Below are 16,504 nucleotides of genomic sequence, written 5' to 3' on the forward strand. Positions count from 1 at the left end.
GACCGGCCGGGCCCGCGGGGGAGGAGCGGATCCTAGCGGCAACACCGCGGCGGCCGGGGGCGGTTGGATGATCTCCACCGTTCCAGGTCGTACCCCCGCCACGTACTCCCAGGTGGTGTGTTAGGACGCTAGCGTGGACGGGCGGGCCCGCGGGGGCTCGCTTCCGTCCGCAGGTCCTGGGGGCAGTCCACGTGGGCGTCAGCGGCAGGCCGTACGCAGAAGACGCAGAAGACGCAGCGAACGCAGCGAACTCGGCAGAAGAGGCCGGACCGGGTGCCACCACGGTCCTGGTCGTCGACGACGTGCCCGCGAACAGGTACGCGCTGGGCGCCGTGCTGCGCCGGGCCGGCCACCGCGTCGTGCTCGCCGCGAGCGCGGGCGAGGCGCTGATCGAGCTGGACGTGCGGCTGCGCGCCGGCGAACTGCCCGACGTGGCCCTCGTCGACGTCGGCCTGCCCGACATGAGCGGCTACGACCTGTGCCGCCGCCTCAAGCAGTCCCCGACGACCGCCGCCCTGCCCGTCGTCCACTTCTCCGCCGCCGCGCACGGCTCCGTGGACCGCTGCCGCGGCCTCGACGCGGGCGGCGAGGCGTATCTGACCGTGCCCGCCGAGCCCGAGGAGATCGCGGCTGTGGTCCGCGCCGCCGCGCGCGGCGCCCGGCACCGCAGCGACGTGCAGACCCGGGCGGGCCGCCTCAGCCGCCTCGCGGAGGCCGTCCTCGACGTGCAGTCGGCGGGCTGCGTACGCGAACTGGTCGACGCCGCGGCGGCCGACGCGGCGGGCCTCAGCGGCGCGCCCGCCGCGGCGTTCGTCCTCGGCGAGGAGGGCGAGATCCACTGCGGCCGCTCCCACCGCAGGCTGCCCGCGGTGCTGCCGGGACCGGACGCGCTGGAGAGCGTGGCCCGCCTCATGTGGCGCCTGATGTCGGGCAGGTCCGGCGTGCACACCACGACCGTGCCGGGACCGCTGTGGCCCACGGGGTTCGTGGGGACGGCGCGGCACGTGGTCGACGTGACCGACGTGGCGGACGTGGCGGACGTGGCGGACGCGGCGGACGCGGCCGCCGTGCTGCCCGGACCGGGGGAGGGGGCCCTGCTCGCCCTGGCCCGCACCCGCGAGGACCTCGCGCCGGTGTGCCTGGCCACCGCCGCCTACGCGGAGGACTGCGCCGCCGACCTCGGCCGCCTGGCGCACGCCACCGCCCGCGTCGCCGAGCGGCTCCTGATGTACGAGAAGGAGCGGCACATCGCGCTGACGCTCCAGCACAGCTTCCTGCCGCGGCCGAGCGCCCTGCCGCACCTGTCGGGCGCGGAGATCGTCGTCCGCTACGAACCGGCGTCCCGGCAGGCCGAGATCGGCGGCGACTTCTACGCGGCGCTGTCCACGTCCGCGGGCGTGCTCACCGGCATCGGCGACGTCGTGGGCCACTCCCTCGAAGCGGCCACGGTGATGGTGGAGCTGCGCCACGCCCTGCGCGCGTACTGCATCGAGGACCCCGACCCCGGCCGCCTCGCCGCCCGCCTCGACCGCATGCTCCAGCACCACCACCCCGACGTCACGGCCACGATGTGCCTGGCCCTCGTCGACCCGCCGTCGGGCCGCGCCCGCGTCGCCAACGCGGGCCACATCCCGCCGATCGTCGTCGGCGACGCGGGCACGGCCGAGTATGTCCGGGCGAGCGGTCCGCTGCTCGGCCTCGGCCTGGACCGGCCGCCGCCCGTGGAGGCCCGCCTCGCCCGCACGGACCGCCTCCTGATGGTCACCGACGGACTGATCGAGACGCGCGGCACGGACCTCGCGGTGTCGATGGAGCACCTGCGCGTCGCCGCGGCGGCCGCCCCGCCCGGCCTGACGGCCCTGTGCGACACGCTTCTGGAGTGCTTCGGCCGCGAACGGGAGGACGACATCGCACTGTTGGCGCTGCGCCTGACGGCCGCGGAGGCGGAAACGGAACAGTAGGGAGCCCCGGACAAGCAACGTCAGGGACTGTCAGGGAACCGGTGGCCGTCTTGCGTGGCCCGCCGCCCCCGGGACAAGGTGATCAAGACCAACCGGCCGTACGCGGGAGAGGACGCCCCATGCCGCAGATCACCGTCGACTACTCCGAGCCGCTCGCCGACTCCTTCGACCGTCGCGGCTTCGCGCTCGCGTTGCACCCGCTGCTCGTGGAGGAGGCGGCGGCGACCCTGGAGTCCTGCAAGACCCGCTTCGTCCGCACGGAGGCGACCGTCGTGGGCGGCGACCAGGACGGGCACGCGGTGGTGCATGTGCTGATCGGTCTGCTGCCCGGCCGCCCGGACGACACCAAGGCGCGGGTGACGGCCGCGGTGCTCGACCTCGTACACCGCCATGTGAAGCCCACCGAAGGGCTCGCCGTGCACCTCTCGGCGGAGGTGCGCGACCTGGACGCCTCCTACCGCAAGGCCGTGCAAGGCTGACGCGCTACGGCAGCACGGCCGCCGGGGCCAGCGCGGACAGGCGGCCGAGCAGGTCCGCGAACGGCCCGTCGGACGGTTCGTCCGCGAGGATGCCGCCGAGCAGGAGCGCCATCTCCTCGTCGTAGGCGGCGCTCACTGCCGCCAACGCGGCGAAGTCGTGGACGAGTTGGAGCTCCAGCTCGGCGCGCGGGATGCGGCGGCCGTCCAGCCAGATGAGCGCCGTGGACTCGGCGAGCGAGATCCAGGAACGCACCACGAGTTCGAGCCGGGCGGGCGGGTCCGTGACTCCCAGGTGCGCGAGGATCTGTACGTACGCGGCCTGCCGCACCGAGTCGATGAGCGCGTTGGTCGTCGACGAACCTACCGCCGGACCCCCGCGCATCAACGCGTAGAAACCGGGCCCGTGCTCGTCGACGAAGCCGAGGAAACGCCCGGTCACGCGCAGCAGGCGGGCGCCGAGCGGCCCTTCGTGCGGCTCCATGAACCGCTCGGCCAGCTCGTCGGCGGCCCGTTTGAGCGCGGCCTCGTACAGGCTGAGTTTGCCGGGGAAGTAGTGGTACACGAGCGGGCGCGAGATGCCCGCGGCCGACGCTATCTCGTCGATCGAGACGTCGTCGGGGGAGCGATGGCTGAACAGCTCGAGCGCGACCCCGATGAGCTGCTGCCGCCGCTCCTCGACGCCCATCCTGCGGCGCATCCCGGTAGTCATGCGAACACTCTACCGATGCGATCAGGCCGTGAACGGACGCCCCCACTCCGCCTGTTCGCACGACCCTCCCGTACCCACCCCTCTACAGGTCGAGGACGAGCCGCGTGCCCCGCGCCCGCGACACACAGATCAGCATCGAATCGCCGCGCTCGCCGTCGGTCAGCAACTCGTCGCGATGGTCGATCTCGCCCTCCAGGACGTGGTGTTGGCAGGTCCCGCAGAAACCCTGCTCACAGGAGTACGCCACGTTGGGCACCTCAGCCCGGACGGCGGCGAGCACCGTGGTGTCCGCGCCGACGGCCACCGTACGGCCGCTGCGCCGCAGTTCGACCTCGAAGGGGGACTCGCCCCCGGCGGAGGCGGCGGGCGCGAACCGTTCCAGATGCGGCGTACACCCCTCGGGCAGCGCCGAGGCGACGGCGTCCATGAGCCCTTCGGGCCCGCACACGTACACGGCGGTTCCGGCGGCAGCCCCTTGTCCCTCTCCGAGGAAGGCACGGACATCCGGCCGCCCGTCCACATCCTCGGCGACGAAGGTCACCCGCCCTCCTGGCTTCTCCAGTTCCTCCAGGAAGGGCATGGAGGCGCGGGACCGCCCGCAGTACAGCAGCCGCCAGTCGGCGCCCGCCGCGTCCACGGCCCGCACCATGGCGAGGATCGGCGTGATCCCGATGCCGCCCGCGATGAAGACGTACGAGGTGGCGTCGTCGACCAGCGGGAACCGGTTGCGCGGCCCGCGCACCTCCACCTCCATGCCCTCGCGCAGCGCCTCGTGCACTTCGAGGGACCCGCCGCGACCGCCCTCGTCCGGGCCGATGAGCCGGGTCGCGACGGTGTACGACGACGTGTCCTCGGGGTCCCCGCACAGCGAGTACTGCCGTACGAGCCCCGAAGGCAGCACGAGATCCAGATGCGCGCCGGGCTCCCAGCCGGGCAGGGCGGCCAAGTGGCCACCTTCCAGGCGCAGTTGTACGACACCGTCGGCGACGTGCTCGTGCCGGGCGACGCGCAGCTTGAGCGCGCGTGAGCGCGGCTGCCCCGAGACGGGCTGCTCCAGGGCGGGCAGCGGCCACAGCGGCGACGCGTCGATGCGGCGGCGCAGGGCGCGGCGGGTTAGGAGGGCGGCGCCGGTGACGAGAAGGGCGGTGCCGGCGGTGCGCAGGCGGGGCAGTGGCATGTCAGGCGGCCCCGTTCGGATTCGTGCGGGCGTCGGCGGCGGTGGCCGCGGGGGAGGAGGCGAGGTAGGCGACGGCCTGCGCGGTACTGCACTCGTGGGAGGGGTGGTAGGCGCGGCTGAGGTAGCGCGGGATGGAGCGGATCATGTCGCCCGTCGTCGGCAGGGTGCCCGCGCGCGTGCTGCGATGGAAGTCCCGGAACGTCGCCTTGCCGTCGACGAGCGTCGGGTCGTTCTCCATGAAGAAGCGGGCGCCGCGCTGCCAGAGGAAGACCAGCGCGGTGAAGGCGGTGGCCCAGGTCCGCACGCGGCGGCGGTAACCCCCGTCGACGTGCATGAACAGGTCGAAGGCGACCGAGCGGTGCTCGACCTCCTCGGCGCCGTGCCAGCGCAGCAGGTCCAGCATCGTCGGGTCGGCGCCCCGGCGGTCCAACTCCTCCGCGTTGAGCACCCAGTCGCCCAGGAAGGCGGTGTAGTGCTCGATCGCCGCGATCATCGCGACGCGTTCCATCAGCCACCAGTGGCGGGGCTTGCCCGGCGGCAGGGTGCGGTCGCCGAGCAGCTTCTCGAAGAGCCAGTCGACCTGGGCGGTGTACGGGGTGGGGTCCAGGCCCTGCTCGCGCAGGTGCGGGAGGACTTCGTCGTGGGCCTGGGAGTGTATGGCCTCCTGGCCGATGAACCCGATGACGTCCTCGCGCAGTCGGTCGTCGTGTATGTGCGGCAGCACCTGCTTGTACACGTGCACGAACCAGCGTTCGCCTGCCGGGAGGAGGAGGTGCAGGACGTTGATGGTGTGCGTGGTGAAGGGGTCCCCCGGGAGCCAGTGGAGCGGGGTGCTCTCCCAGGAGAAGGAGACGTTGCGGGCCTTGAGAGCGGTGTGCTCGGCGGCAACGGGCTGCGGGGGCCGGGCCTTCGTATTAGACATGGCGTCAATGTACTGGCGGGTAAGTGGGGTGGTACAGGTGTGTGCGGTGGGTTTTTGCTCCCCAGCCCCGCCCCTTCCCGCTGCATCGATCAGCGGCTCCGCCGCGGGCAGGGGCTGCCGTCCCTGGACCCCGCTATCGCCGCTTCGCGGCTCGTCCTCAAACGCCGGACGGGCTAAAACCGTGGGGGTTTCAGCCCGTCCGGCGTTTGAGGACGAGGCCGTTCAGGCCGATACGGGGGTCCGGGGGCGGAGCCCCCGGTTTCGGGAAGGGGCGGGGTGGGGGAGAAGGCTCAGCGCAGCGTCCGGAGCTTGGTGCCGTCGGCGAGGCGACCCGTCACCTCCGGGCGAGAGCCCTGCTCACTGCGTACCGCAAGGGTGTTCCCCGAGGCCCGCTCACCGCCGGACACGGAGATCGAGGAGACGTCCTTGCTGCCCGCGGCAAGCAGATACCAGCCCCCGGCACGGGCCTTCCACAACACCCCCGCAAGCACGCGAGCCTCCCGCACCCCACACACCGCACCCCCCTCCGCCTTGGCGGCAACAGCCCCCGCCCGAGCCCCGGGCGCGACGAACTGGGCGAGCACCCGCCCCCCACCGCCACGCCACGTCTCGGCCCGCGTGCACACCCACTCGGCGCTCCCGCTCCCGTCGGGGAGGGCCTGACGGGCGTACGCCCAGGAGTTCACGACCCGCACCCCGTGCGACCGGGCCGCCGCGAGCGAACACGCGGTCCGCGACCAGTCCTTGGGCGCGGCGTCGCGGGGAGCGTCGGGCCGCCCGGCGGTGAGACGTGCGGGCGTGAGCTCGCCGAGGTCGGTGGTGAGCCGCGCGGCGCCGTCGTGGTCGCGCAGCTGGAGGGCGTTCCAGGAGCGGCACTCCTGGGCGAGGGCGGGGCTGGAGAAGGGGTCGGTGACCCCGTCGGCGGTGCGCCGCAGCGCGGTCGCGTCGCCGCTCTTCAACAGGTCCCGTACGGAGGCGTTCCGCACCCAGGGGGCGGTCAGATAGCGCACGTTCCCGTCGGCGCGGCCGACCACGACGGCCCCGGAGTCGGCGGCGTCCGCACCGTCGACGCGCGCGAAGTCGAGCGCGGCGCCGCCGGTGCCTTCCCGCGGCTCGGCGTACCGCACGACGCGCAGGCCGTCGTACAGAACCACCACGCGCGCCCCGTCGACGGGCCCGGCGAAGAGGAGCTGCGCGGGTCCGGGCGGTGCCCCCGAGGGAGTGCCCGGCGTCGCGGAGACCCGCACGGACTTGCCGGGCCGCGCCCACACGGCGAGCGCGCGCCGCAACAGCGCCTGGTCGTCGAGGAGTTCACCGCGGGCGGGCCACACGGAGAAGTCGGTGCGCGCGGACTGCTTCCAGGCGACGGGCGCGGCCTTCGTCAGCTTGCCGGGGTCGAGGGCGGCCTCCGCGGCGGGGTTCTTCGCGTAAGGGGGCGCGGCGGCGCCGTCCGGGCTCCAGCCGTCGCCGGGCATGCCGAGCAGCGCCCCGCACACGAGCGCGGCGACGGCGGCGACGCCCGCGGCCTTCAGGTGCTGGCGGCGCCGCATCAGGTCGGTGGGCCGGGCCTGGAGGGAACACGGGTCGAACTCGGGCGATTCGAGCAGGACGGCCGCGGTCCTGCCGTCGGCCGCCGCCTCGGCGGCGCCGGTGCCGAAGGCGTCGAGCGCGGCGTCGATGCCGTCGGCCTCCTCGCCCTCGATGTCGACGCCGACGGCGTCGAGGACGCGCCGCACCTCGTCGTCCGTGAGCCGTTCGAGCCCGCGCAGCACGAACGCGGCGCGGGCGGGCCCGGACAGCGCGGCGAGCCGCTGGTCCAGGGCGAGTTCGTCGGCGCCGCCCGAGCGCGGGAACAGGCGCAGGCCCCACACCTGCGGCAGGACCGGCGGGAGTTGGGCCCGCTTGGGCCAGGCGGCCCGGCGCAGCGGCAACCCGGCGTCGAGCGCGGCGCGCAGCACTTGGCAGCGTACGTAGGCGTAGCCCGGGTCGGTGCCGCGGCCCGCGGGCCTGCGCTGGTCGGGGACGGCCGGGGCGGTGGCGCGGCCGCGCGGCAGGGCCCGCTGGACCAGGGCGTGCGCGCTCAGGACCCGGCGGTTGCGGCCGAGGCCCGGCGGCAGCACCAGGTAGGCGAGGCGGACCAGGCGGGGGTAGTGCTCGACGAGGGCGGCCTCGGCCTGCTCGACGTCGACGACGGTGGCGGCGGAGCCGTGGGGCGCGGCGGCTTTCGCGGCGGCTTTCGTGGACTGCGATGACGACACGTTCAGCAGAACGAGCGAATGCCCCGGCGGTCACTTCACGCTGGTGGGCGCGGGGGCTCCCGGCGGGACCGGGCGGGCGCGAACGGGGCGCGCCCCGGCGGCGCTTCGGGCCCGGCGGGCGCGCGCCCCGGCCGGTCGGCCGGGCTCGGGTTCGGGCTTGGCGAGGAGGTGTGCGTAGTTCGTCATCGAGCGTTGGTGGCGCGGGAGATGGTGGGCGAGGGCGTCGACGGCGGGGCCTACTGCCTTCGCGGGCGTGGCGCGGGTGCGGCCGGTGTCGGCGGGCGCAGGGGTAGGGGCGGCGTGGCGCGTGTCCCGGTCACTCGGGTTCGGGTTCGGGTTCGGGCTCGGCGAGCAGGCGGGCGTAGTTCGTCATCGAGCGCTGGTAGCGGGGGAGATGGCGGGCCAGGGCGCCGACCGCGAGGCCCACGCCTTCGCGGGCGCGGCCCGCGTCTGCCAGGCAGAGGGCCAGCGTGGCGCGCACCGCGTCGTCCAACTCGTCGTGTTCCGCGTCCAGTTCGGGGGTGAGCAGAGCGATGCCCTCCTCGACGCGGCCCGTGTTCCGCAGGGAGCTGGCGAGTTGGATGACGGTGCGGCGTCTGCGGTAGCCGTCGAGGCCGCGGTCGAGAGCCTCCCGGTACAGGGGGACGGCCTTGTCCGAGTGGCCGGTGGAGTCGTAGGCGCATGCGCGCTCGAACGGTGCGACGGGGCTGCCGTCGGGGAGTTCGTCGGCCAGCTTCCCGATGAGTTCCCGGAACTCGTCGGCCCGTTCGTCGCCGTAGCTGTCGAAGGTGTCCCACGCGGCGGCCATGCGCTGGTCCCAGTCGGTGGGTTCGAAGGTTCCGTCGGTTCCGTTCATCCGCGTACTCTCGCACGAGGGTTGAGGGGGCCGCGCTGATTATTGGGGCCGGCAGGGCTCGCCCGTCAGGTAGGTCGCGGTGGCGGAGGCGATGACGGAGTCGAGCCGGTCGCGGGTGCTCACCAGGTCGGTGATCTGGCCGTCGATGCGGTCCCGCTCGGACGCGAGCTTGGCGAGCAGCTCCGGCGTCGCCTCGCCGGTCACGACGCACGGCATCAGTTCCAGGATCGACCGGCTCGGCAGCCCGGCGGCGTACAACTGCTGGATCAACTGGACGCGGTCGACCGCCCTGTCCGAGTAGTGCCGCTGGCCGCTGGCGCTGCGCTCGGAGGCGAGCAGGTGCTGCTCCTCGTAGTACCGCAGCGCCCGCACGCTGACGCCTGTCTTGGTGGCGAGTTCGCCGATGCGCATGATGTCCTCCCCGAGGTGGTCCGGGGGCCCCGAAGGCGCCCCCGGACCGGGCTTCCTGCCTCTGACGTCCACGTCAGGGTTTCAGCGTAACGCGCGAAGCCCGGTCCGGGTCATCCCCTCAGAGGGGCCGCCTCGGCAGAGGGTCCCCCTCAGCCCAGAGCCCACCCGCTGAACTCCACCGTCCCCCGCGCCCCGCCACCCCCGTTCGTCGCCGTCATGAACAGCCCGACGTCCTGGACGTCTGCCGCCCCCGGCACGGGCACCGCGGCCACCGTTCGCCACGTACCCCCGCCGTCGGTGGACAGCTCACCGGTGAACGTGCCGCCCGCCCGGGAGAGCCGCAGCAGCACCGGCGCCTTCACGCCGGTGATCCGTTTGTACGTGTCCAGCGTGCCGTCGCCGGTCGTGTCGTACGAGAGGACGACGCCGTTGGCGGGCGTGACGGCGAGGTTGAGGAAGCCGGGGGAGCCGGGTGTGGCGAGGGAGTTGCGGGCGATGATGCCCGCGCGGGCCCAGGGCCCGGTGCTCGCCTGGGTGTCGACGCGCAGCGTGACGGACACCCCGTCCCGCAGCGCCCCCGGCCGGTAGAGGGTCCCGAACTCCGTCGTGCCCCGCCACAGGTCCGCGCCCGCGCCGTCGATGGCGTACCGCCCGTCCCACTCCCCGAAGACGGCGGCGTTATTGGTGTACGACTTCCACGCCGCCGAGACCGGACCCGCCACGAACAGGGTGCCCTCGTGCACGGCCCGCACCCGCTTCTCGCCCTGCGGGCCGTACTGCACGGCGAGCGTGTACGGCAGCGGGCGCAGCGGCCGGTCGAGCGGTGTGTCGGGGGCGTTCGCACGCCAGGCCACCGTGCCGGTGCCCGCCGCGGGGACGCGGGGCAGCGACGTCGGGCCCTCGGGTTCGGCGTCGACGCCGGTGAGCGTGAAGTCGACGCGGCCGGTGGCGCGCAGCCCGTTGACGTTGCGGAACAGCGCCTCCACGCGCGCGTGCCCGCCGGGAGGGAACGCGGGCGGCTCGGCGGTGACCTCCAGTGAGCCCTGGTAGGGGGCGCGGGCGAGCACGTCACGTACGCGCGACGCCGTGCGGTAGGCGTCGCCGACGGGCCGCAGCGGATAGTCCTTGCGCTCGCGCGTCCACGGCTCCTCGACCGTCCCGAACCAGTCCACGGGCGCGGGCGCGCGCCCGGCGGCGAGCGCGTCGGCGAGTTCGTCGAGCCACTTCTGCCAGCGCGGCAGATAGAAGTCCGCGGTCAGGCCGTGCCACTCGCGGTTGCCGTAGTCGTGCAGGTTGCCGGGGTCCGACGTGGGCCGGTCGCCCCACACCGTGATGAGGACCTTCGACGTGCGCTCGAACTCGGCGCGCTCGGTGTCACTGGTGGCGAGGCGCCGCGCGTCCTCGATCCACGGCCCGAGCAGGAACGCCGGGTGTGTGCCGGTGACGTCGTCGGAGAGCCGCATCAGGCGCAGCCACAGGTTGGAGAGGGTGCGGAAGGTGTCCTGGTCCTTGCGTTCGTACGCCGTCTTGAGCTGCGGCAGGAGCTGGCGGCTGCGGTGGGCCAGGGCCTGGCGGGCGACGTCGACGAGGTCGTGCCGGTAGGCCGCGCTGCGCCGCAGTCCACCCGCGACGCCGAGCAGGCCGGTCAGGGCGGCGTCGAAGCGGCCCGGGTCGTAGGTGAGGGCGCGCGGCGCGTACTCGGCGGCGCGGTTCGCGGCCAGGTCGGGGCGCGCGGCGAAGAGGGAGTCGTGCGGGTCGCTGCGCTCCACGGCCTTGTGCTGGTACGCGGTGTCGTGCAGGGCCCGCCAGGCGGCGCGGGCGTCCCGGTCGCGGCCGCCGTAGCGGAAGTCGGCGTACGTGGAGAACCAGTCGGCCCGGTCCACCTCGTCGTCCCGCCAGGCCAGTTCGGAGAACAGCTCGAAGGCGGCGGGGTCGCGGTCGGTGGCCTCGGGCAGGTAGGCCGTGCCCGCGAGCGCGCTGTCGTCCTTGTCGCGCCAGGCGAAGAACTTCTCCTGCCAGAGGTGGGTGCGGGCGCCGATGGTGGAGCGGCCGCCGAAGTTGGGGATCGTGCCGAAGGCGTAGGGCGTGCCGCCCCAGTCCTTCTCGCGGTCGGTGACGCTCTGGAAGCGGTCGGAGACGCCGTCGACGATCAGCATCTTCTTCTTGTCGATGGCGTCGAGGAGGGCGGGCAGCGGGTTCTCCTGCCAGCCGAGGATCACCCAGGTCGCCCCCGCGTGCGCCTTCCGCAGCGCGCTCTCCACGCCGCGCGCGGCGTCCGGCACGGGCACGTCGCCCGCGGTGCCGCCCTCGTGCAGGAGGTCCATCTTGAAGTGCCGTGCCACGCCGAAGAGTTCGCGCTGGTGGCGGTAGAAGGACGCGGCGACCTGCGCGAAGGCGTCGGTGCGCGGGTCCAGCCAGTCGGGGCGCTTGAAGCCGTGCCAGACGCCCTGCGGCACGACGCGCGCGTCACCGCCGTTGCGCGCCACGAAGCCGTCAGGGACGTGGCCGTAGTAGCCGGGGAAGACCGGTGCGATGCCGAGCTCGCGCAGCCGCTCCGTGATCTTCTGCCCCAGCTCCACGCGCCGCGCGATGATCTCGGGCGAGAGCGGGCCGCCGTACCCGGACAGGTTCTGAAGGAGCCACCACGGCTGGTGCGAGGGCGCGGGCAGCCAGGCGCGGGACTCCGCGTCGGTGTACTGGAAGTCCTTGAGGACGCGGTGGTAGACGGCCTCCGTGCCCGCGATGACCAGGACCTCGTTGCAGCCGTGCAGCGCCAGGACGTCGATCATGCGTTCCCAGTACGGCCAGTCGGCGTACGGGGCGGTGTAGCCGTCGTTGGTGTCGTTGAGGGCGAACCGGTGGGGGAGCGCGGTCGAGCGCTCCAGCGGGCGCGAAGGCGCGGGCAGGCGGCGCGGCAGGTCGAGCTGGCTGCCGTTCCACGCGATGTGCGCGCCGCACACGTACTTCAGGTACCAGTGGACCCCCGTGAGCAGCACGGCGGGAGTGGTGCCCGACACCTCGATGCGTCCCGAGGTGCCGGTCACGCGGAAGCGGTCCCGGCCTCCCTGCACCGGGACGAGTCTCAGTCTGAACTGATCCGCGTGGTGCGGGAGTTGCCGATTGAGCACGGAGCGCGCGGAATCCGTATCGAGGGCGGGGCCCTCGGCGGGCCCCTCGGCCGCGCGGGCCGGGAGCGGGGTGCCGGCAACGGCACCCAGGCCCCCGACCCCCGCGAGGCCGATGGCACCGGCGGTGCCGAGCACGGAACGTCGCGACGGTCCGGACATGTGTACCCCCCTGCGTCGATGACTGCGGCGCACGGTATCCGGGCGGCCTTCAGCGCTCAACGGTGCGTACGGAGAAGGCGAGTTCACATCGCCGGACGGGACAGGAGGAAGCGATGAGGAAGATGGTGTGGGCCGCGGGAGCGCTTTCGGCCACGACGCTGGGGTTGGTGATCGCGGCGGGACTCGCGGCCGGCTCCGACTCTGAAGGCGGCGGCGCGGATCGTACGGCGAAAGGGGCGCCGAAGGCGGCCACCGGCACCCTGGAGCAGATCGCCGCGAAGGCCGAGTGCGCGCCCGACATCCAGACGGACGCCGACGAGCTGCGGCAGGCCAACTGCCAGAACGAGGACGGCCGTTTCGTGCTCGCGACCTTCGCCACCGACCGCGGCGAACGCGACTGGCTGAACTCGGCGAAGGACTACGGCGGCACGTATCTGGTCGGCAGGAAGTGGGTCGCCGTCGGCGATCCGGCCGTGGTGGGCGCGCTGCGCGGCCGGCTCGGCGGGACGGTGGAGCGGGCCTCGCACCACTCCTGACGAGTGGCGTGGTGGGGGGGAGCGAGGTCCGGGCCCTGGGCACGTAGGGCACTTCTCCACCGTCACCGCGCGGGCCGACCGCGCAGCAGTCTGTGGGGGGAGGGGGCCCCGGCCGGGGCGGGCCGGGGCGGGGGGAGAGGTCAGGTGCAGCGACGCCCGTCGTTGACGCACTTGGCGACGCGGTTCATCAGCCTCTGGTCGAACACGTTGATGAAGTCACCGTGGTCGGTGATGGGCTTGTGCAGTTGCTCGGGGAAGGAGTCCACGGCGAAGCCGGGGCCCGGCGGCACGTCGTACACGATGCGCTGCACGAGCTGCGGGATGGCGCGGAAGCCCTGCGGGCAGCGGCCGCTTCGCTGGTCGGCGAACGCGACGTGGGTGCGGTGGTTGGCGCTGTCGGTGTTCTGCCCGTCCCAGCAGCTCTGGAAGTTGAAGGTGCGCACGACCTTGCTGCCTTCGGGGCAGATCGGGTATTTGTCCTTCAGCTGCCGGTTCTCGAAACCGGTGCAGCTCCAGAGCGCGTTGGCATTGGCGTCACCATTGGTGAACGCCTTGGCGTCACCGGTGATGATGCGCAGGAAACGCGGCATCGCGGTCACCTTGCTCACCGGACTTCCGACGAACTTCAGCGTGACCTGGTCCGGCGTCTGGATCTCGCCGACGTTCTTGTCCCGGCCGCCGCCGTCCGCGTCCGCGTCGTTCTCGTTGTTTCCGTTCTGCAGCCTCAGGACGGGCCAGTAATACGTGGACTTGTCGCCCTGATTGCGGCAGCTCGTGTCACCGTTCGCAAGGTCGTTGTCACTGGAGAAGGCATCCGTCTCCTGATTTCCGACGTAATCGTGCATATGGTGGGCGCCATTGCTCACACCGGGCGCGACGATGACATTGTCCGGATTGAACTTTCCGTTCTCGTTCGTTCCGCAATTCGTGGTGAAGGTGCCGCGGGAGGCGCCGCGTTGTTTGCGCGGTTTCTGGACGTTGGGCTGGACGGTCGTGATGTCGACGAAGTCACCGGCCTCGGGCCCGTTGCCCGCCTGGCCCTGGCCCTGTCCTTGACCTTGGTCGTCGCCCTGGCCCTGGTCGCCGTCACCCTGACCCTGGCCCTGATCCTGGCCTTGGTCCTGGCCGCCGTCCTGTCCCTGGTCGCCTTCACCGCCGCCCTGGTCCTGGCCGCCCTGGCCGTTCTGCCCCTGGTCACCGCCCTGCTGGGCGCCGCCGTCGTCGTCGGCGCGCAGGGTGCACGGCGCCATGCCGTCCAGGTTCTCGGGCGGCCGGCCGCCCTGGTCGATCGCGGACCGGATGTTCTCGATGGTCGGCCGCCGCTGCTCCTCCAGCGGGCCGAGTACGGAATTCTTGTCCTCGGCCTCGGCGAACCGCGCGTAGGCGTCGGTGATCTGGCTGTCGAGGGCGGCGAGTTCGCGGTCGACCTCGGCGCGCGCCCCGTCCGGAACGTCCGGGAGCTGATTGCCGACGTCGGGACAGCTGATGGTGCTGACCTGCTGCCCGCCGTTCTGATTCTGGATCTGTTCCTGGCTGCTCGGCGGCGGACCGTTGCTTTCGTCGGCGTTCGCGTAGACATTCACCGCGACAAGTCCGCCGCCGCCCAGGATGAGTGCCGCCGAAGCGGCGATCGCCCGGCCGGCCAGCTTTGATCGTTTTCGTGACGTGCGTCGTGAGGTGCGTCCCATGGGACTACGTACGCAACAGCCGTTCGCGTCGTTCAACGGCGCCCGGGAAATTCTCGCCGCGAACTCCCGTACGTATCAACGCCCTTGATCGAGATAGGCGAGAACCGCGAGGACACGGCGGTTGTCGTCGTCCGACACCGGCAGATCCAGCTTCGCGAAAATATTTGAGGTGTGTTTGGCGATGGCCCGCTCCGTCACCACGAGCTGCCCCGCGATCGCGGCGTTGGACCGCCCCTGCGCCATCAGCTCCAGGACCTCGCGCTCGCGCGGGGTGAGCGCGCCCAGCGGCTGGTCGGCGGCCCGGCGCGACAGGAGCTGCTGGATGACCGTCGGGTCCATCGCGGTGCCGCCCGCGGCGACCCGGCGCACCGCGTCGATGAACTGCTCCGCGTCGAAGACCCGGTCCTTGAGGAGATAGCCGACGCCGCCGTTGCCGTCGGCGAGCAGCTCGCGCGCGTACAACTGCTCGACGTGCTGCGAGAGCACGAGCACCGGCAGTCCGGGCCGGGCCCGCCGGGCGGCGAGCGCGCACTGGAGTCCCTCGTCCGTGTGGGACGGCGGAAGCCGGACGTCCACGACGGCGACGTCCGGCTGGAGCTCGGCCAGGGCCTTGGTGAGTTCGGGCCCGGTCTCGACGGCCGCCGCGATCTCGAAGTCGAATGCCTCCAGCATCCGCACGAGACCGTCGCGCAGCAGGAAGAGATCTTCGGCTAGGACAACTCGCAAGGGATCTCCATGGTCACCATGGTCGGGCCGCCAACCGGACTGCTGACGGCCAGTACGCCGTCGAATGTACCGAGTCGCCGTTCGATCCCGCTCAGCCCGGACCCGGTGCCCACGGCCGCGCCGCCCTTGCCGTTGTCGGTGACCGCGATGCGGAGCATGCCGTGCTCGTGGTGCACGTCCACCCAGATGCGGTCCGCCTCCGCGTACTTCACCGCGTTCGTCAGGGTCTCGCTCACCGCGAAGTACGCGGCCGCCTCCACCGGCTCGTCCGCCCGCCCTGCCAGGTCCACGTCGACGTCGGTGGCGACCGGCAGGCGCAGCGCGAGGGCCTTCACCGCGTCGCCGAGGCCGCGCTCGGCGAGCACCGGCGGGTGGATGCCGCGGACCAGGTCGCGCAGCTCGGTCAGGGCCTCGCCGGAGTTCTGCCGGGCCTTGGCGAGCATCTCCTTGGCCTTGGCGGGGTCCTTCTCGACCAGCGCCTCGATGGTGCCGAGGTCCATGCCCATGGCGACCAGGCGGGCCTGCGCGCCGTCGTGCAGATCGCGCTCGATGCGGCGCAGCTCGGCGGCGGAGGTGTCCACGGCGTCGTGCCGGGTCTCCTCCAGACGGTCCACGCGCTGCGTCAGCGCGCGCTCCCGCATGGAGGCGGTGGGCGCGAGGAGCGTACGGGAGAGCAGGAAGTGGCCGCGGACGATGGCCGGGTTGGCGAACAGCGCCAGGACGGCGAGCCCCGTGCCGAGCGCGGCGGCGCCGTTGGCCGCCATCTGCGAGTTCACGTGGATGAAGCCGTACCACTCGCCGCCGCCCGCGTTGTAGATCGGCTTCCAGACGCCGAGGGCGAGCACCCAGCCGTACACCGGATACAGCACGAGCGCGGGCGCGAAGATCACGACGACGAAGCCCGCGGTCATGTCGACAAGGAGCCACTGCAGGTCCCGCCAGGTCGCCGGGTCCTTCAGCATCAGCGAGCAGCGCTCGACCTGGCCGGTCACGCCGGAGCGCAGGTCGGCGGGGTACTTCCGGTAGGGCGAGGGGATGTGTACGTCCGCCCACTCGCCGGCCTGGACGCGGCGCAGGTCCGCGAACTTGCGTACGGCGGTGAGGACCCAGGGCGTCGTGAAGACGCCGATCCCCAGCACGATGAAGGCGATCGACAGGACCGCGAACACGAAGAGCGTGATCGATCCGGCCAGCGAGACGATCGCCAGATACAGGCCGCGTGCTCCCGCGACCAGTGTCTCGCGCACTCTCGATGTCTTCATGGTGTCCCTCTCCTCAAGCGTTCCGTACGCGGCCGACGCGTCGGGCGCTCCCACAGTCTCCCTGGTCACGGACGCCCAGGTCATTGGGCCCCGCACCCGGCCGGGGGTGTTGCCAGCACCACCCCCGGGCCTCGCCCTGTGCTTCACCGATCGGGGTGCTCGGCGGCTGGGGCGAAGCGGCGCCCATTTCTAGCGTGATCCACGTCAGCTCGGCTTATTTCACGCTTACTCA

12 protein-coding genes and 2 pseudogenes are annotated in these 16,504 nt (G+C 72.7%); 3 read left to right on the top strand and 11 right to left on the bottom strand.

Going from position 1 to position 16,504, the window contains the following annotated elements; genetic code table 11:
* Window positions 1-302: 302 nt before the first annotated feature.
* Together IEY91_RS16080 and IEY91_RS16085 are read left to right on the top strand one after the other, a co-directional pair.
* Window positions 303-1,961 carry a fused response regulator/phosphatase gene (locus IEY91_RS16080; protein WP_229696988.1) on the top strand — a complete coding sequence of 553 codons (1,659 nt, stop codon included), beginning with the start codon at window positions 303-305 and terminating at the stop codon, window positions 1,959-1,961.
* Window positions 1,962-2,080: 119 nt separating this feature from the next.
* Window positions 2,081-2,440 (top strand): 5-carboxymethyl-2-hydroxymuconate Delta-isomerase, encoded by a 360-nt coding sequence (locus IEY91_RS16085; protein ID WP_189174429.1) that lies wholly within the window; start codon window positions 2,081-2,083, stop codon window positions 2,438-2,440.
* Window positions 2,441-2,444: 4 nt separating this feature from the next.
* Here IEY91_RS16085 and IEY91_RS16090 read toward each other — a convergent pair whose 3' ends face one another.
* From IEY91_RS16090 to IEY91_RS16125, 8 genes and pseudogenes are all read right to left on the bottom strand, one after another.
* Entirely contained in the window at window positions 2,445-3,149 is a 705-nt protein-coding gene (locus IEY91_RS16090; RefSeq protein ID WP_189174430.1) for a TetR/AcrR family transcriptional regulator, read from the bottom strand.
* Between the two features lie 82 nt (window positions 3,150-3,231).
* Window positions 3,232-4,326, bottom strand: a complete 1,095-nt coding sequence (locus IEY91_RS16095) for a PDR/VanB family oxidoreductase (RefSeq protein ID WP_189174431.1) — start codon at window positions 4,324-4,326, stop codon at window positions 3,232-3,234.
* 1 nt (window position 4,327) lies between these two features.
* Entirely contained in the window at window positions 4,328-5,248 is a 921-nt protein-coding gene (locus IEY91_RS16100; RefSeq protein ID WP_189174432.1) for a metal-dependent hydrolase, read from the bottom strand.
* A gap of 290 nt (window positions 5,249-5,538) precedes the next feature.
* Window positions 5,539-7,506, bottom strand: a complete 1,968-nt coding sequence (locus tag IEY91_RS16105) for a hypothetical protein (RefSeq protein WP_189174433.1) — start codon at window positions 7,504-7,506, stop codon at window positions 5,539-5,541.
* 30 nt (window positions 7,507-7,536) lie between these two features.
* Window positions 7,537-7,749: pseudogene (locus tag IEY91_RS16110) on the bottom strand (tetratricopeptide repeat protein); the annotation flags it as partial.
* A 73-nt stretch (window positions 7,750-7,822) separates the two neighbouring features.
* Window positions 7,823-8,362, bottom strand: coding sequence for a tetratricopeptide repeat protein (locus tag IEY91_RS16115; RefSeq protein ID WP_189174434.1), 540 nt, complete (start codon window positions 8,360-8,362; stop codon window positions 7,823-7,825).
* A 39-nt stretch (window positions 8,363-8,401) separates the two neighbouring features.
* Complete coding sequence (locus IEY91_RS16120; RefSeq protein ID WP_164325680.1) at window positions 8,402-8,773, bottom strand: MerR family transcriptional regulator; 372 nt, start codon at window positions 8,771-8,773, stop codon at window positions 8,402-8,404.
* A 149-nt stretch (window positions 8,774-8,922) separates the two neighbouring features.
* Window positions 8,923-12,060, bottom strand: a complete 3,138-nt coding sequence (locus IEY91_RS16125; protein WP_189174435.1) for an alpha-N-acetylglucosaminidase — start codon at window positions 12,058-12,060, stop codon at window positions 8,923-8,925.
* A 113-nt stretch (window positions 12,061-12,173) separates the two neighbouring features.
* Here IEY91_RS16125 and IEY91_RS16130 point away from each other — a divergent pair.
* A pseudogene (locus IEY91_RS16130) lies at window positions 12,174-12,648 on the top strand (hypothetical protein); the annotation flags it as partial.
* A gap of 88 nt (window positions 12,649-12,736) precedes the next feature.
* Here IEY91_RS16130 and IEY91_RS16135 read toward each other — a convergent pair.
* The 3 genes from IEY91_RS16135 to IEY91_RS16145 form a co-directional block, all read right to left on the bottom strand.
* Window positions 12,737-14,284, bottom strand: a complete 1,548-nt coding sequence (locus IEY91_RS16135) for a DUF1996 domain-containing protein (RefSeq protein WP_189174437.1) — start codon at window positions 14,282-14,284, stop codon at window positions 12,737-12,739.
* Window positions 14,285-14,359: 75 nt separating this feature from the next.
* Window positions 14,360-15,010, bottom strand: a complete 651-nt coding sequence (locus tag IEY91_RS16140; protein WP_164325684.1) for a LuxR C-terminal-related transcriptional regulator — start codon at window positions 15,008-15,010, stop codon at window positions 14,360-14,362.
* Window positions 14,995-16,272, bottom strand: a complete 1,278-nt coding sequence (locus IEY91_RS16145; protein ID WP_189174438.1) for a sensor histidine kinase — start codon at window positions 16,270-16,272, stop codon at window positions 14,995-14,997. The genes IEY91_RS16140 and IEY91_RS16145 overlap by 16 nt, the downstream gene beginning before the upstream one ends.
* Window positions 16,273-16,504 lie beyond the last annotated feature (232 nt).

The sequence above is a fragment of the Streptomyces lasiicapitis genome, assembly GCF_014646335.1.
GTDB lineage: Bacteria > Actinomycetota > Actinomycetes > Streptomycetales > Streptomycetaceae > Streptomyces > Streptomyces lasiicapitis.